This is a genomic window from Mycolicibacterium parafortuitum, assembly GCF_002086815.1.
Lineage (GTDB): Bacteria > Actinomycetota > Actinomycetes > Mycobacteriales > Mycobacteriaceae > Mycobacterium > Mycobacterium parafortuitum.
Genome location: NZ_MVID01000023.1, coordinates 78,313 through 92,215, shown reverse-complemented (window position 1 = coordinate 92,215; position 13,903 = coordinate 78,313). Strand labels below are relative to the sequence as shown.

Below are 13,903 nucleotides of genomic sequence, written 5' to 3'. Positions count from 1 at the left end.
ATGAGCTTCGAGCCCGATGTCCTGCAAGGTTTTGTCCAGCGCTATCTCGACACGGTCGTCAGCGGCAGCGCCGACGAGGTCGCCGCGCTCTACGCCGAGGACGCCACGCTGGAGGACCCGGTCGGTGGCGGCGAGGTGCACATCGGCCGGAAGGCCATCGCGGGCTTCTACAACAACATCTCGGGCGCCGAGGTGAAGACCGAACTGTTGACGTTCCGGGCCGGCGGCCACGAGGCCGCGTTCCTGTTCGCGATCACGGTGGGCGGCGCGATGCGCATCGAGCCGATCGAGATCATGACCTTCAACGCCGACGGCCTGATCACGTCGATGAAGGCCTACTGGGGCCCGCAGAACCTGACCCAGCTCTAGCCGGAGAACACGGCGAACCACATCGCGATGTAGTGGCAGATGGCCGCGACGGCGGTGCACGCGTGGAAGAACTCGTGGTGGCCGAACGTCGCCGGCCACGGGTTCGGCCATTTCAGGGCGTAGAGGACGCCGCCGATGCTGTACAGCACGCCGCCGACGATCAGCAGCACCACCGCGGCCACCCCCGCGCCCTGCATGATCGGGCCGATGAACCACACCGCGACCCAGCCCAGCAGGATGTATAGCGGCACCCCGAGCCAGCGTGGTGACGAAGGCCACAGCATCTTGAGTGCGACCCCGGCCAGCGCGCCGCACCACACGATCCACAACAGCACCCAGCCGTCGTTCTCGGGCAGCGCCAGCAGCGCGAACGGCGTGTAGCTGCCGGCGATGAACAGGAAGATCATCGAGTGGTCGGCGCGTTTCATCCATTTACGCGCGGTCACCGACTTCCAGTTGACCCGGTGATAGGTGCCGCTGACGGTGAACATCGCCACGATCGTCAGTGTGTAGATCAGCGTGGCGATCCCGGCGCGGGTCGATTGCAGCGACCAGGACACCGCCACCAGCGCGGCTCCGCAGATGACCGCGATGACGGCGGAATAGACGTGGATCCAGCCGCGCAGCCGGGGTTTACCGAAGAACTGCGCGACGCCCTCGGCGACGGCTTCGGGGAAGTCCTCGGGTTCTCGATCCGGCTCAGCGGTGTACCACGGTTCAAGAGAAGTCGGCATCTCATCTCCGGTGAGTGGCATTGGGGCAACTGTGCGCCACAGTAGTCTGGACTATCGTGGACCTCATTCCGCGGCGCCTCAAGGAGCCGATGTACCGGCTCTACGAGCTGCGGCTGCGTCAGGGGTTGTCGCTCAAGCGATCAGAGCTACCCAGGCATATTGCCGTTCTGTGTGACGGCAACCGCCGATGGGCCCGTGAGACAGGTCACGACGACGTCGCCTACGGCTACCGGGCCGGTGCCCGCAAGATCGCCGAGATGTTGCGCTGGTGCCAGGACGCCGGCATCGAGATGGCGACGGTGTATCTGCTGTCGACCGAGAACCTGCAGCGCGATGCCGACGAGCTGGCCGCGCTGATCGAGATCATCACCGAGGTCGTCGAGGAGATCTGCGCGCCGGCCAAGCAGTGGAGCGTCCGCACCGTCGGCGACCTGGAACTGCTCGGCCAGGAACCGGCCAGGCGGCTGCGCGACGCGGTGTCCTCCACCGACGGCAACGGCGGGAAATTCCACGTCAACGTCGCCGTCGGCTACGGCGGGCGTCAGGAGATCGTCGACGCGGTGCGCGCGCTGCTGAGCAAGGAGCTGGCCAACGGCGCCACCGGTGAGCAGCTCGTCGAATCCGTCACCGCCGAGGCGATCTCGGAGAACCTGTACACCTCCGGCCAGCCCGATCCGGACCTGGTGATCCGCACCTCGGGTGAGCAGCGGCTGTCCGGATTCCTGTTGTGGCAGAGCGCATATTCGGAGATGTGGTTCACCGAGGCGTACTGGCCGGAGTTCCGCCGCGTCGACTTCCTGCGCGCGCTGCGCGACTACAGCGCCCGGCACCGACGGTACGGCCGGTAAGAGAGCGCCGGCCATGGTTGCCCTGTCCGCGGTCGTGTTCGCACTGAGCTGGTGGCTAGGGCTGTATCTGCTCGCGCGTGATCCGCGCAAAGCCGTGCTGGTGTGTGCCGCGGTCGGGCTGACCGGTTTCGCGCTGGTGGTCGCGCTGGACGCGGTGCGGGTCACGACCGGTTCGGCCACCCTCAGTCAGGTTGAGATCTATCTGGTCGCGGTGCCCGGGATCGCGTGGTTCGCGGTGCTGCTCGAACTCTCGCAGCCCCGTGACTCGTGGCGCAGCCGCGCCGGTGAGGCCGGTCTGGTCGGCGTGGTGGCCGGTGTCGCGTTCCTCGGCGCGTGGATGGCGGGTGGAGTCGAGGGCCCACTGAGACTGGGCCACTGGGTGCTGTTCGCCGCGGTGTCGGTGCCCGCGCTCGGGGCGATGGTGCACGCGGTCCTGCGGCGCGCGCAGCCCCGCCCGGTCGTCGGTTTCGTCGTGATCGCGACGCTGTTCTTCGCGCTCGGCAACGCGATCCTGGTGATCCCGCTGGGCCTGGTGCCGAGCTGGCTGGCGTTGGCGTCCACCGGATTCGACGTCGCGCTGCTCGGGGTCGCGGTCGCGATCGGCGACGCGTTCGACGAGGGCCACGCGCTGCGCCGCGACATGCTGCGCTCGTTCGTCGGCACCACCGTGGTCGCGGTGCTGTTCGGCGCACAACTGCTCGTCGCGCTGGCGGCCGCGGGGGAGAGCCCCACCCTCGTGGTGCTGGTGTTCACCACGCTCGCCGTCGCGATCGCGATCAACGTGCTGGCCGACCCACTGGCCGGACTGCTGGACCGGGTGGTGTTCTCGCAATCGCCGGGCCTGCGCGCGGACCGGGCCGCGCTGCGCGGCACGGAGGCGGCGCTGCCGCGGCGGTCGGCCAATCCGCTCGACGACATGGACGAGGAGACGTTCGTCCGGGTCACCCGTCGCGCACTCGGGCATTTCGGGGATCTGTCCAAGCTCGTCGCCAGCCCGCTGACGGCACTGCCGACGATCGACGAGCGGCTCGAGCGGCGCGGCGCGCCGGACCAGCCTCTGGAGCGGGCCAACGAGCTGCGGGCGCTGCTCGCCGAGCGCATCGCGAACCTCAAACCGCGCGACGGCGCCGATTTCGGCACCACCGAGCAGTGGCGGCACTACAACTCCCTGTACTTCCCGTACGTCGCCGGGGTGCGGGCCTACGCCCAGAACGCGACACCGGCCGGTCTGGACCCGGTCGCACGCCGGGCCTGGCAGTGGCTCGTCACCGAGGTGCCGCAGCGTTCCCTGCACAACTGGCAGAACGCGGCCGCCCGGGTGATCGCCACCGACCTCCGGAGCAACCTCGTCACAGCGCGCTGACCTGCGGCTGGCAGTACCTGGCAGCGTCAGGGGCAGACCTGGCAGTGCGCGGTGCGCACCGTAGGTGACATGACCGCCGTCACCACCCGCCACCCCCGGGCCCCGCAGTCGGATACGCAGCTGCTGCGGTTCGCGATGCGCGCCGACGCGACCGTGTGCGGCGGCGTCGGGCTCTTCGTCGCGATGGCCGCCGACCCGTTGTCGCGGCTGACCGGGCTGACCGCGACCGCCGAGTGGATCGCCGGCGCCGCTCTGGTCGCCTACGGCGTGGCCCTCTACAGCCTGGCCCGGGTGCCCGACATCCGCCGTGCCGGCGTCACGGTCCTGGCGGGCAGCGTCCTGTTCAGCATCGGAGTCGCTGTCGTGCTGGCCGCGGGCCTGCTGCCGCTGACCGCGTTCGGTGTCGCGGTGACCGTCGCGTTCACCGTCGTCACGGTGGGCTTCGCCTGGCTGCAGTACCTCGGGGTGCGCCGCATCCCCACATGACCCCGGTCCGGAGTCGCCGCCACACGAGGTCGTGGCGTCGACTCCGGTACCGGCGCCCAGGAAACCCTTCAACAAAGGAATGTTCGATGACCACAACCACACTTCCCGCCACCGACAACCGCAGCGGACTGCTCCGATTCGCGATGCGCCTGGACGCGGTGCTCGTCGGCATCACCGGGATTCCGTTCGTCGCGGCGGCCGGCTGGCTGTCGTCGCTGACCGGAATCCCGGTCGCGGTCCAGTACGGCGTCGGCGTCTTCTCCCTGGTCTACGGCGTGGTGGTGTACCGGCTCGCCGGGCTGGACCGCGTCCGTCCGGGCGCGATCGCGACCATCACCGCGAACGCGCTGTTCACCGTCGGCTTCGTCGGCGCCGAGGTCGCCGGGATCTGGCCACTGACCGGCTGGGGTGTCGGCCTGCTGCTCGCCATCGCGCTCTACACCGCGGCGATCGGCACCGTGCAGTACGTCGGTTTGCGGCGACTCTAGGGTCAGAGCTTGCGCAGGCGCAGCCGGTTGATCGAGTGATCGGAGTCCTTGCGCAACACCAGCGTCGCCCGCGGCCTCGTCGGCAGGATGTTCTCGATCAGGTTGGGCCGGTTGATCGAATGCCAGATGTCGCGGGCGGCGAACACGGCCGCCTCGTCGGTCAGCGTGGAGTAGTGGTGGAAGTGCGACGCCGGATCGGCGAACGCGCCTTCGCGCATCGACAGGAACCGCGAGATGTACCAGTTCTCGATGTCCTCGATACGCGCGTCGACGTAGACCGAGAAGTCGAACAGGTCCGACACCATCAGCGCCGGACCGGTCTGCAGGACGTTGAGGCCCTCCAGGATCAGGATGTCGGGGTGCTCGATGATCTGCTTCTCACCCGGCACGATGTCGTAGAGCAGATGTGAGTACACCGGCGCGCAGGCGACGTCGGATCCCGACTTCACCGCGGTGACGAACCTCATCAGTTTCCTGCGGTCGTAGCTCTCCGGGAAACCCTTGCGGTGCATCAGGTTCCGCCGGGCCAACTCGGCGTTCGGGTGCAGGAAGCCGTCGGTGGTGACCAGGTCGACGCGGGGGTGGTGTTCCCAGCGCGCAAGCAGCGCCTGCAGCACGCGCGCGGTGGTCGACTTGCCCACCGCGACACTGCCCGCGACGCCGATCACGAACGGCACCGGGCGGTCCGGGTTCTGCTGCGGTTCGCCCAGGAAGTGTGCGGTCGTCGCGAACAGGGCCTGACGGGCCGCGACCTGAAGATGGATCAACCGGGCCAGCGGCAGATAGACCTCTTCGACCTCGAGAAGGTCGATCTTCTCGCCGAGACCCCGCAGCCGGACAAGCTCGTCCTCGGTCAGCTTCAGCGGTGTCGACATGCGCAGTGCCCGCCACTGAGTCCGGTCGAACTCCACGTAGGGGCTGGGTTCGCTCAGCCGCGCCATGCGCACAGTCTTGCAGTTAGCGTATGCAGACATGGACCTAGGTATGGATTCAAGCCGGCTGATCCGCGAATACCTGATGCTCGGGCTGCGCTTCGACAGGGTCGAGGAAGGCTATGTCGACTCGTTCACCGGCGACCCGGCGCTGCGGCAGATCGTGGCCTCCGAACCCCAGCCCGATCCTGCCGATCTGGTCCGCCAGGCCGAGCGGCTGCTCGCCGAACTGCCCGCCGGGCTGGCGGAGCCGCGCGCCGCGTTCGTCGGCGCGCACCTGCGTGCCCTGGCCTGCGCGGGCCGCAAATTCGCCGGTGAGGAGGTCGGGTTCGTCGACGAGGTCGAGGCGTACTTCGACGTCCGCATCGGCAAGGGCGATCCGGACCGCTACCGGGAGGCCCACGCCAAGCTCGACGACGCCTTGGGAGGCACCGGCCCGCTGGCCGAGCGGATCCAGGCCTACCGCGCTTCCGAGGAGATCCCGCCGGAGCGCCTCGAAGAGGCCATCCACGCGTTCTCCAGCGCGCTGCGCGACCGGGTGCGCGCGACCTTCCCGCTGCCGCCCCGCGAGACCATCACCTACGAGGTCGTGACCGACAAGCCGTGGTCGGGGTTCAACTACTACAAGGGCGACTACCAGTCGACCGTCGCGGTCAACGCCGACCTCAAGCAGCAGATGTCGAACCTGCCCCGGCTGGTGGCCCACGAGTCCTATCCGGGCCACCACACCGAGCACTGCCGCAAAGAGGCCGGCCTGGTCGAGGGCAAGGGTCAGGCCGAGCAGACGATCTTCCTGGTCAACACCCCGCAGTGCCTGATGGCCGAGGGGCTGGCCGATCTCGCGCTCTACGCCGCGGTCGGGCCGGATTGGGGCGGTTGGGCTTCCGACATCTACGCCGACCTCGGGCTGCGGTTCGACGGTGAGCGCGCGGCGACGATCTCGGAGGCGACGGCCGCGCTGGCAGACGTCCGCCAGGACGCCGCGCTGATGCTGCACGACGAACACCGCGACGTCGACGACGTCGTCGCGTTCCTGAAGCAATGGCTGCTGGTCAACGACGAGCGGGCCCGCCAGATGCTGCGGTTCCTGTCCTCGCCCCTGTGGCGGGCCTACACGAGCACCTATGTGGAGGGGTACCGGCTGCTGCGCGGCTGGCTGGACGCCCGGCCCGACGGGGTCACGCTGACCGAACGGTTCGGCACGCTGCTCGACGAGCCGCTGATCCCGTCGTCGTTGCGGGCCGCCTGACCGATAGGCTCACCACCATGACTTCCACGTCCGCCTCAGGTCAGGGCGCCGAGTACGCCGCCACCGCGAGCGAGGCCTATCGGGCCGCGCTGCGGGTGATCGAGTCCGTCGAGCCGCGAGTCGCCGACGCGACACGTAAAGAGCTTGCCGACCAACGGGATTCGCTGAAGCTGATCGCCAGCGAGAACTACGCCTCGCCGGCGGTGCTGCTGACCATGGGCACCTGGTTCTCCGACAAGTACGCCGAGGGCACCGTCGGGCACCGGTTCTACGCCGCCTGCCAGAACGTCGACACCGTCGAGGCGCTGGCCGCCGAACACGCCCGCGAGCTGTTTGGGGCGCCCTACGCCTACGCCCAGCCGCACTCCGGCATCGACGCCAACCTGGTCGCGTACTGGGCCATCCTGGCCACCAGGGTCGAGGCCCCCGGTCTGGCGGAGATGGGCGCCAAGCACGTCAACGACCTGTCCGAGGCCGACTGGGAGAAGCTGCGCGCCAAGCTCGGCAACCAGCGGCTGCTCGGGATGTCGCTGGACACCGGCGGCCACCTGACCCACGGGTTCCGGCCCAACATCTCCGGCAAGATGTTCCACCAGCGCCAGTACGGGACCGATCCCACGACCGGCTTCATCGACTACGACGCCGTCGCCGCGGCCGCCCGCGAGTTCAAGCCGCTGGTGCTGGTCGCCGGCTACTCGGCGTATCCGCGCCGGGTCAACTTCGCCAAGATGCGCGAGATCGCCGACGAGGTCGGTGCGACGCTGATGGTCGACATGGCGCACTTCGCCGGCCTGGTCGCGGGCAAGGTGTTCACCGGTGACGAGGACCCGGTGCCGCACGCCCACGTCACCACCACGACGACGCACAAGTCGCTGCGCGGGCCGCGCGGCGGTCTGGTGCTGGCCACCGAGGAATTCGCACCCGCCGTCGACAAGGGCTGCCCGATGGTGCTGGGCGGACCGCTGTCGCACGTGATGGCCGCCAAGGCCGTCGCGCTGGCCGAGGCGCGTCAACCCGCGTTCCGCGAGTACGCCCAGGCGGTCGCCGACAACGCCCAGGCGCTGGCCGACGGATTCGTCAAGCGCGATGCCGCGCTCGTCACCGGCGGCACCGACAACCATCTGGTGCTGCTCGACGTGACCTCGTTCGGTCTGACCGGCCGCCAGGCCGAGTCGGCGCTGCTGGATTCGGGCATCGTCACCAACCGCAACGCGATCCCGGCCGACCCGAACGGCGCCTGGTACACCAGCGGGATCCGATTCGGTTCCCCGGCGCTGACCACGCGTGGCTTCGGCACCGACGAGTTCGACCGCGTCGCGGAACTGGTCGTCGAGGTGCTCAGCAACACCCAGCCCGCCGCCGGCCCGAACGGCCCGTCGAAGGCCAAGTACACGATCGCCGACGGGGTCGCCGAGCGCGTGCACGCCGCCGCATCCGAGCTGCTGGACGCCAATCCGCTGTACCCCGGTCTGACTCTCTGACAGCCCCGGAGTGTCGGGGCCGGTAATTTTACGATCCCCACAGAATTGGGTTACTGTAACCGCATGGCACAGAAACCTGTCGCTAATGCGCTGACCCTCGAACTCGAGCCCGTGGTGCTGCAGGAGCTTCGGCGTCATCTCGACTCCGAAGAGATCTGGTTCGCCCACGACTACGTCCCGTTCGACCAGGGCGAGAACTTCGCCTTCCTCGGCGGGCGGGACTGGGAGCCGTCGGATGTGACGCTGCCCAAGCACGTCACCGACGCCCTCGAGATCCTGTTGATCACCAAGGACAATCTGGCCGGGTACCACCGCGAGCTCGTCGAGCACTTCATCCTCGAGGACAAGTGGGGCCGCTGGATGGGCCGCTGGACCGCCGAGGAGCATCTGCACGCGATCGCGCTGCGCAACTACCTCGTCGTGACCCGCGAGATCGACCCCGCCGCCAACGAGGACGTCCGGGTCGAGCACGTGATGAAGGGCTACCGCGCCGACACCTACAGCCAGATCGAGACGCTGGCGTTCATGGCGTTCTGGGAGCGTGCGCACGCGGTGTTCTGCCGCAACCTGGAGGCACAGGTCACCGAGCCGACCCTGAAAGGTCTGATCGGGCGCATCGCCAAGGACGAGGAGCGCCACGAGGTGTTCTTCGCCAACCTGGTCGCCCACTGCCTGGACTACAACCGCGACGAGACGATCGACGCGATCGCGGCGCGCGCCGCGGGTCTGGATGTCGTCGGCGGTGACATCGACGCGTACCAGGACAAGGTCGCCGCGGTGGCCGACGGAGGCATCTTCGACCGTGCCGCGCTGAATTCGGTGATCGCCGATCGCATCACCGCGTGGGGACTGGCCGAGGAGCCCAAGCTCCAGCAGTTCATCAGCTCTTAACGCGCTCGACTCACACGCTCGGCGCGCCTGCAAGCCCGCATTGCCGGGGCGGGAGTAGCGTCGATTCCGATGGCTAGCGACATGCTCTGCTATCCGGGCGGTCCAGATTCACGGAGGGCCGGCCCCGGTCCTGAGACCGCGTGTGTCCACCGAGTAGTTCGTGTGGGGTCGCATGAACACGCGCAGCCTCGAGGAGCGCTACGTGACTGATTCGATCACCCGGACCTACGTGCTCGATACTTCGGTATTGCTGTCCGACCCCTGGGCCATCACCCGTTTCGCCGAACACGAGGTGGTCGTCCCGCTGGTCGTCATCAGCGAACTGGAGGCCAAGCGCCACCACCACGAACTCGGGTGGTTCGCGCGGCAGTCGTTGCGCCTGTTCGACGATCTGCGCCTCGAGCACGGACGCCTCGACGAGCCGATTCCCGTTGGGACACAAGGCGGTACGTTGCATGTCGAGTTGAACCACAGCGACCCGACGGTGCTGCCCGCGGGCTTCCGCAACGACAGCAACGATGCGCGCATCCTGACCGTCGCCGCCAACCTGGCCGCCGAGGGTAAGAACGTGACGTTGGTCAGCAAGGACATCCCGCTGCGGGTCAAGGCCGGTGCGGTCGGCCTGCTCGCCGACGAGTACCGCGCCCAGGACGTGGTGACCTCGGGGTGGACCGGCATGGCCGAGCTCGAGGTCGCGGGCGAGGACATCGACCAGTTGTTCGCCGACGGGGAGATCGACCTCGAGAGCGCCCGCGACCTTCCGTGCCACACCGGAGTTCGGTTGTTGGGCAGCACCTCTCACGCTCTCGGCCGGGTGAATCCCGACAAGAAGGTGCAGTTGGTCCGTGGTGACCGCGAAGTGTTCGGCCTCCGGGGAAGGTCCGCCGAACAACGCGTCGCACTCGATCTGCTGCTCGACGAGTCGGTCGGCATCGTGTCGCTCGGCGGCAAGGCGGGCACCGGCAAGTCCGCGCTGGCGTTGTGCGCGGGTCTGGAGGCGGTGCTGGAGCGGCGCACCCAGCGCAAGGTCGTGGTGTTCCGTCCGCTCTACGCCGTCGGCGGCCAGGACCTCGGCTACCTGCCGGGTAGCGAGAGCGAGAAGATGGGGCCGTGGGCGCAGGCCGTCTTCGACACCCTCGAAGGCCTCGCCAGCCCGGCCGTGCTGGAGGAGGTGCTCTCCCGCGGCATGCTGGAAGTGCTTCCGCTGACCCATATCCGGGGCCGGTCGCTGCACGATTCGTTCGTGATCGTCGACGAGGCGCAGTCGCTGGAACGCAACGTGCTGCTCACCGTGCTGTCCCGGCTCGGTGCCGGCTCCCGGGTGGTGCTGACCCACGATGTGGCCCAGCGGGACAACCTGCGGGTCGGCCGCCACGACGGCGTCGCGGCGGTGATCGAGAAGCTCAAGGGGCACCCGCTGTTCGCCCACATCACGCTGCTGCGCAGCGAGCGGTCGCCGATCGCCGCGCTGGTCACCGAGATGCTGGAGGAGATCAGCCCCAACGCGCTGCCCTGACATGAGGACGTGGTGCGCGTTCGCGGCGGCCCTGCTGATGACGGCATGGGTCGCCGCGGCGCCCGCGCACGCCGACCCGGTCGACTGCGCGCGGATGAAGTGCGTGGCGCTGACCTTCGACGACGGGCCCGGTCCCGACACCGACCGGCTGCTGGACATCCTGCGTGCTCACGACGCGCAGGCGACGTTCTTCCTGATCGGGGAGAAGGCGGCCGCCGATCCGGGGGCGACCCGGCGGATCGCCGACGCGGGGATGGAAGTCGGCAACCACACCTGGTCGCACCCCGACATGACGACCCTGCCGCCGCATGCCGTCGCCGACCAGTTCCGCCGGGCGGCGGACGTGATCGCGGCCGTGACGGGGCAGCGGCCGGCGCTGGCCCGTGCCGGCTTCGGTGCCGTCGACGACGAGGTGCTCGCCGAAGCCGGCAGGCAGGGGATGGCCGTCGTCAACTGGGACGTCAACCCGCGCGACTGGGCGAACGACGCCGCCGCGACCCGCGCCGCACTGCTCGCGCAGATCCGGCCGAACGCGGTGGTGCTGCTGCACGACACCGTGCACGAGACCGTCGACCTGATGGCCGAGCTGATACCGCGGCTGCGCGCCGACGGCTACCACCTGGTCACCGTGTCCCAGATGCTCGGCCCGCTGCCGCCGGGCGTCCTCTACGGCAGTCGCGAGCGGGCGTGACCGGCTAGCGGTGCCGACGGCCCTCGACGAGGAACCAGCCGGCGGCCGCCGCGCCGGACACCGCCAGCATGCGGTCGGCACCCCACCCGCGCTTGGCTTTCGACAGATCCACCAGAGACGCCAGTCCGAGCATGACGAAACCGGTCTTCAGGGCGGGCTGGCTGGTGGCCGTCGTGACCAGGGCGGCAGACGACGAGGGTTCGAGGGTGGCGGTCACCGCGACTCCTGTTTTCGTACCTGGGAATTAGAGGCTTTCTCTAATCTTGTGCCTGTCTTGACGATTCGTCAGGCGTTTGGCAGATCTCCCGGGGACGAAGTTCGCGCTCGTGCTTGTCGCTTCCTCGCGCAAGCGCTCGTCAGTCGCCCGGCTTGACCTTCGCCATCGCCAGCACGTCGAGCCGCTTGTCGAGCTCTTCCTCGGACAGCTTGTCGCCGATCAGGCCGCGGTCGATGACCGTCTGCCGGATCGTCTTCTTCTCGGCCAGTGCCTGCTTGGCGACCTTGGCGGCCTCCTCGTAGCCGATCGCCGAGTTCAGCGGCGTCACGATCGACGGTGAGGACTCCGCGAGCTCGCGCAGCCGGTCCTCGTTGGCTACCAGACCGTCAATGCACTTGGCGGCGAACAGCTTCGACACGTTGGCCAGCAGCGTGAACGACTCCAGCACGTTGCGCGCCATCATCGGGATGTACACGTTGAGCTCGAACGCCCCGGACAGCCCGCCCACGGTGACGGCCGCGTCGTTGCCGATCACCTGCGCGGCGACCTGCGTGACGGCCTCGGGGATGACGGGGTTGACCTTGCCCGGCATGATCGAGCTGCCCGGCTGCAGGTCGGGCAGCTGCAGTTCGCCCAGGCCGGTCAGCGGGCCCGAGCCCATCCAGCGGATGTCATTGGCGATCTTGGTCAGCGACGTCGCGATCGTCTTCAACGCACCGGACGCCTCGACCAGGCCGTCGCGGGCGGCTTGGGCCTCGAAATTGTCCAGCGCGGGCCGCAATTCGGCGATGCCGGTCTGGTCGACGAGCACCTCGACCACCTTGGGTCCGAAGCCGTCGGGGGCGTTGAGGCCGGTACCGACCGCGGTGCCGCCGATGGCGAGCTCACCGAGGCGGGGCAGGGTGGCCTTGACCCTTTCGATGCCGGCCTCGATCTGGCGGGCGTAGCCGCCGAACTCCTGGCCGAGGGTCACCGGTACCGCGTCCATCAGGTGGGTGCGGCCGGACTTCACCGTGGTCCGCCACTGGCGCGCCTTGGTGGCCAACGACTCGTGCAGCACCTCCAGCGCCGGGATCAGGTGGCGCACCGCGGCTTCGGTCGCCGCGATGTGGGTCGCGGTCGGGAACGTGTCGTTGGAGCTCTGCGACATGTTCACGTCGTCGTTCGGATGCACCGTGACGCCGTTGGCTGCCGCGATCGAGGCGATGACCTCGTTGGCGTTCATGTTCGAGCTGGTGCCCGAGCCGGTCTGGAAGACGTCGATCGGGAACTGGTCGTCGTGCTTACCGTCGGCGATCTCGGCCGCGGCGGCGATGATCGCGTCGGCCTTCTCCGGAGCCAGCAGGCCGAGGTCCTTGTTCACCTGTGCGCACGCGCCCTTGAGCAGGCCGAGCGCGCGGATCTGGGTGCGCTCCAACGGCCGGAAGGAGATCGGGAAGTTCTCCACCGCGCGCTGGGTCTGGGCACGCCACAACGCGTCCTTGGGGACCCGCACTTCACCCATGGTGTCGTGCTCGATGCGGTATTCGACATCTTTGTCGGCCATCTGGCTTCCTGTTCGTCTCGTTGGGAATCGGGTTACGGCAGGGGATAGGCGGCGGTGTTGTCGCCGGTGAAGTTGACCGCGGAGTACTCGTTGAGCTTGGTCAGCCGGTGGTAGCCCTCGATCATCCGGACGGTGCCGGACTTGGACCGCATCACGATGGACTGCGTGGTGCAGCCACCGCCGAAGTAGCGCACACCCTTGAGCAGGTCACCGTCGGTGACACCGGTGGCGCAGAAGAAGACGTTCTCACCGGCGACGAGGTCCTTGGTGGTCAGCACGCGCTCCAGGTCGTACCCGCGGTCGATGGCGCGCTGACGCTCGTCGTCGTCGGTGGGCGCCAGGGTCGCCTGGATCTCACCGCCCATGCAGCGGATGGCGGCCGCGGCGATGATGCCCTCGGGGGTGCCGCCGATGCCGACGAGCAGGTCGGTGCCGGACTCGGGCCGGCAGGCCGAGATGGCGCCGGCGACGTCGCCGTCGGAGATCAGCCGGATCCGGGCGCCCGCCGAGCGCACCTCGTCCATCAGCTTGGAGTGGCGCGGCCGGTCCAGGATGCACACCGTCACATCGGACACCGAGGCCTTGCGGACCTTCGCGATGCGCTGGATGTTGGCCGCGATCGGCGAGGTGATGTCGATGAAGTCGGCGACATCGGGACCGCCGGCGATCTTGTTCATGTAGAAGACGGCCGACGGGTCGAACATCGCGCCGCGCTCGGCGACGGCCAGCACCGAGATCGCGTTGGGCATGCCCTTGCTCATCAGAGTGGTGCCGTCGACGGGGTCGACGGCGAAGTCGCAATCGGGGCCGTCGCCGTTGCCGACCTCCTCGCCGTTGTAGAGCATCGGGGCGTTGTCCTTCTCGCCCTCACCGATGACCACGACACCGCGCATCGACACCGAGTTGACCAGCTGGCGCATCGCGTCGACGGCCGCGCCGTCGCCGCCCTCCTTGTCGCCGCGCCCGACCCAGCGGCCTGCGGCCATCGCGCCGGCTTCCGTCACGCGGACGAGCTCGAGGGCAAGGTTGCGGTCGGGTGCTTCGCGGCGTGACGATGAGCCGCTTGCGCGAAGAGCATCAGGAGTCGTCATG

The 13,903-nt window shown here is 68.7% G+C and carries 15 protein-coding genes; 10 read left to right on the top strand and 5 right to left on the bottom strand.

Annotated elements, in window-relative coordinates:
* Entirely contained in the window at window positions 1–369 is a 369-nt protein-coding gene (locus BST38_RS21700) for a nuclear transport factor 2 family protein (protein ID WP_083145544.1), read from the top strand.
* On the opposite strand, the gene trhA is transcribed toward BST38_RS21700, so the two are convergent.
* Window positions 366–1,103, bottom strand: coding sequence for a PAQR family membrane homeostasis protein TrhA (gene trhA / locus BST38_RS21695; protein ID WP_083145578.1), 738 nt, complete (start codon window positions 1,101–1,103; stop codon window positions 366–368). The two genes, BST38_RS21700 and trhA, sit on opposite strands and share 4 nt — an antisense overlap.
* A 56-nt stretch (window positions 1,104–1,159) precedes the next feature.
* On the opposite strand from trhA, the gene BST38_RS21690 reads away from it, so the two are divergent.
* From BST38_RS21690 to BST38_RS21675, 4 genes are all read left to right on the top strand, one after another.
* A complete protein-coding gene (locus tag BST38_RS21690; protein ID WP_083145543.1) occupies window positions 1,160–1,951 on the top strand; it encodes a (2Z,6E)-farnesyl diphosphate synthase in 792 nt (263 codons plus the stop codon).
* 13 nt (window positions 1,952–1,964) lie between these two features.
* The gene (locus BST38_RS21685; RefSeq protein ID WP_083145542.1) at window positions 1,965–3,314 is read left to right on the top strand and encodes a hypothetical protein; all 1,350 of its coding nucleotides are present in this window, start codon (window positions 1,965–1,967) and stop codon (window positions 3,312–3,314) included.
* A 69-nt stretch (window positions 3,315–3,383) separates the two neighbouring features.
* On the top strand, window positions 3,384–3,800 hold the full coding sequence (locus tag BST38_RS21680) for a hypothetical protein (RefSeq protein WP_083145541.1): 417 nt from the start codon (window positions 3,384–3,386) through the stop codon (window positions 3,798–3,800).
* 86 nt (window positions 3,801–3,886) lie between these two features.
* A complete protein-coding gene (locus BST38_RS21675; protein WP_083145540.1) occupies window positions 3,887–4,288 on the top strand; it encodes a hypothetical protein in 402 nt (133 codons plus the stop codon).
* Between the two features lie 2 nt (window positions 4,289–4,290).
* Here BST38_RS21675 and coaA read toward each other — a convergent pair whose 3' ends face one another.
* Entirely contained in the window at window positions 4,291–5,229 is a 939-nt protein-coding gene (gene coaA, locus BST38_RS21670; protein ID WP_083145539.1) for a type I pantothenate kinase, read from the bottom strand.
* A gap of 43 nt (window positions 5,230–5,272) precedes the next feature.
* Here coaA and BST38_RS21665 point away from each other — a divergent pair, with 43 nt between their 5' ends.
* The 5 genes from BST38_RS21665 to BST38_RS21645 all read left to right on the top strand — a co-directional run bounded on the left by BST38_RS21665 (window position 5,273) and on the right by BST38_RS21645 (window position 11,048).
* A complete protein-coding gene (locus tag BST38_RS21665; RefSeq protein ID WP_083145538.1) occupies window positions 5,273–6,469 on the top strand; it encodes a DUF885 domain-containing protein in 1,197 nt (398 codons plus the stop codon).
* A 17-nt stretch (window positions 6,470–6,486) separates the two neighbouring features.
* Complete coding sequence (locus BST38_RS21660; RefSeq protein ID WP_083145537.1) at window positions 6,487–7,950, top strand: glycine hydroxymethyltransferase; 1,464 nt, start codon at window positions 6,487–6,489, stop codon at window positions 7,948–7,950.
* 63 nt (window positions 7,951–8,013) lie between these two features.
* On the top strand, window positions 8,014–8,841 hold the full coding sequence (locus tag BST38_RS21655) for an acyl-ACP desaturase (protein ID WP_083145536.1): 828 nt from the start codon (window positions 8,014–8,016) through the stop codon (window positions 8,839–8,841).
* A gap of 172 nt (window positions 8,842–9,013) precedes the next feature.
* On the top strand, window positions 9,014–10,357 hold the full coding sequence (gene phoH2 / locus BST38_RS21650; protein WP_083145535.1) for an RNA 5'-3' helicase PhoH2: 1,344 nt from the start codon (window positions 9,014–9,016) through the stop codon (window positions 10,355–10,357).
* A gap of 1 nt (window position 10,358) precedes the next feature.
* Entirely contained in the window at window positions 10,359–11,048 is a 690-nt protein-coding gene (locus tag BST38_RS21645; RefSeq protein ID WP_083145534.1) for a polysaccharide deacetylase family protein, read from the top strand.
* A 4-nt stretch (window positions 11,049–11,052) separates the two neighbouring features.
* On the opposite strand, the gene BST38_RS21640 is transcribed toward BST38_RS21645, so the two are convergent.
* From BST38_RS21640 to glpX, 3 genes are all read right to left on the bottom strand, one after another.
* The gene (locus tag BST38_RS21640; RefSeq protein ID WP_083145533.1) at window positions 11,053–11,265 is read right to left on the bottom strand and encodes a hypothetical protein; all 213 of its coding nucleotides are present in this window, start codon (window positions 11,263–11,265) and stop codon (window positions 11,053–11,055) included.
* 139 nt (window positions 11,266–11,404) lie between these two features.
* Complete coding sequence (locus BST38_RS21635) at window positions 11,405–12,811, bottom strand: class II fumarate hydratase (protein WP_083145532.1); 1,407 nt, start codon at window positions 12,809–12,811, stop codon at window positions 11,405–11,407.
* A 32-nt stretch (window positions 12,812–12,843) separates the two neighbouring features.
* Window positions 12,844–13,902, bottom strand: coding sequence for a class II fructose-bisphosphatase (glpX, locus tag BST38_RS21630; protein ID WP_083145531.1), 1,059 nt, complete (start codon window positions 13,900–13,902; stop codon window positions 12,844–12,846).
* Window position 13,903: the final 1 nt, after the last annotated feature.

Coding starts and splice junctions, on each gene's coding strand:
- BST38_RS21700 (WP_083145544.1), top strand. CDS start 1: ATGAGCTTCGAGCCCGATGTCCTGCAAGGTTTTGTCCAGCGCTATCTC.
- trhA (WP_083145578.1), bottom strand. CDS start 1,103: ATGCCGACTTCTCTTGAACCGTGGTACACCGCTGAGCCGGATCGAGAA.
- BST38_RS21685 (WP_083145542.1), top strand. CDS start 1,965: ATGGTTGCCCTGTCCGCGGTCGTGTTCGCACTGAGCTGGTGGCTAGGG.
- BST38_RS21680 (WP_083145541.1), top strand. CDS start 3,384: ATGACCGCCGTCACCACCCGCCACCCCCGGGCCCCGCAGTCGGATACG.
- BST38_RS21675 (WP_083145540.1), top strand. CDS start 3,887: ATGACCACAACCACACTTCCCGCCACCGACAACCGCAGCGGACTGCTC.
- coaA (WP_083145539.1), bottom strand. CDS start 5,229: ATGGCGCGGCTGAGCGAACCCAGCCCCTACGTGGAGTTCGACCGGACT.
- BST38_RS21665 (WP_083145538.1), top strand. CDS start 5,273: ATGGATTCAAGCCGGCTGATCCGCGAATACCTGATGCTCGGGCTGCGC.
- BST38_RS21660 (WP_083145537.1), top strand. CDS start 6,487: ATGACTTCCACGTCCGCCTCAGGTCAGGGCGCCGAGTACGCCGCCACC.
- BST38_RS21655 (WP_083145536.1), top strand. CDS start 8,014: ATGGCACAGAAACCTGTCGCTAATGCGCTGACCCTCGAACTCGAGCCC.
- phoH2 (WP_083145535.1), top strand. CDS start 9,014: ATGAACACGCGCAGCCTCGAGGAGCGCTACGTGACTGATTCGATCACC.
- BST38_RS21645 (WP_083145534.1), top strand. CDS start 10,359: ATGAGGACGTGGTGCGCGTTCGCGGCGGCCCTGCTGATGACGGCATGG.
- BST38_RS21635 (WP_083145532.1), bottom strand. CDS start 12,811: ATGGCCGACAAAGATGTCGAATACCGCATCGAGCACGACACCATGGGT.
- glpX (WP_083145531.1), bottom strand. CDS start 13,902: ATGACGACTCCTGATGCTCTTCGCGCAAGCGGCTCATCGTCACGCCGC.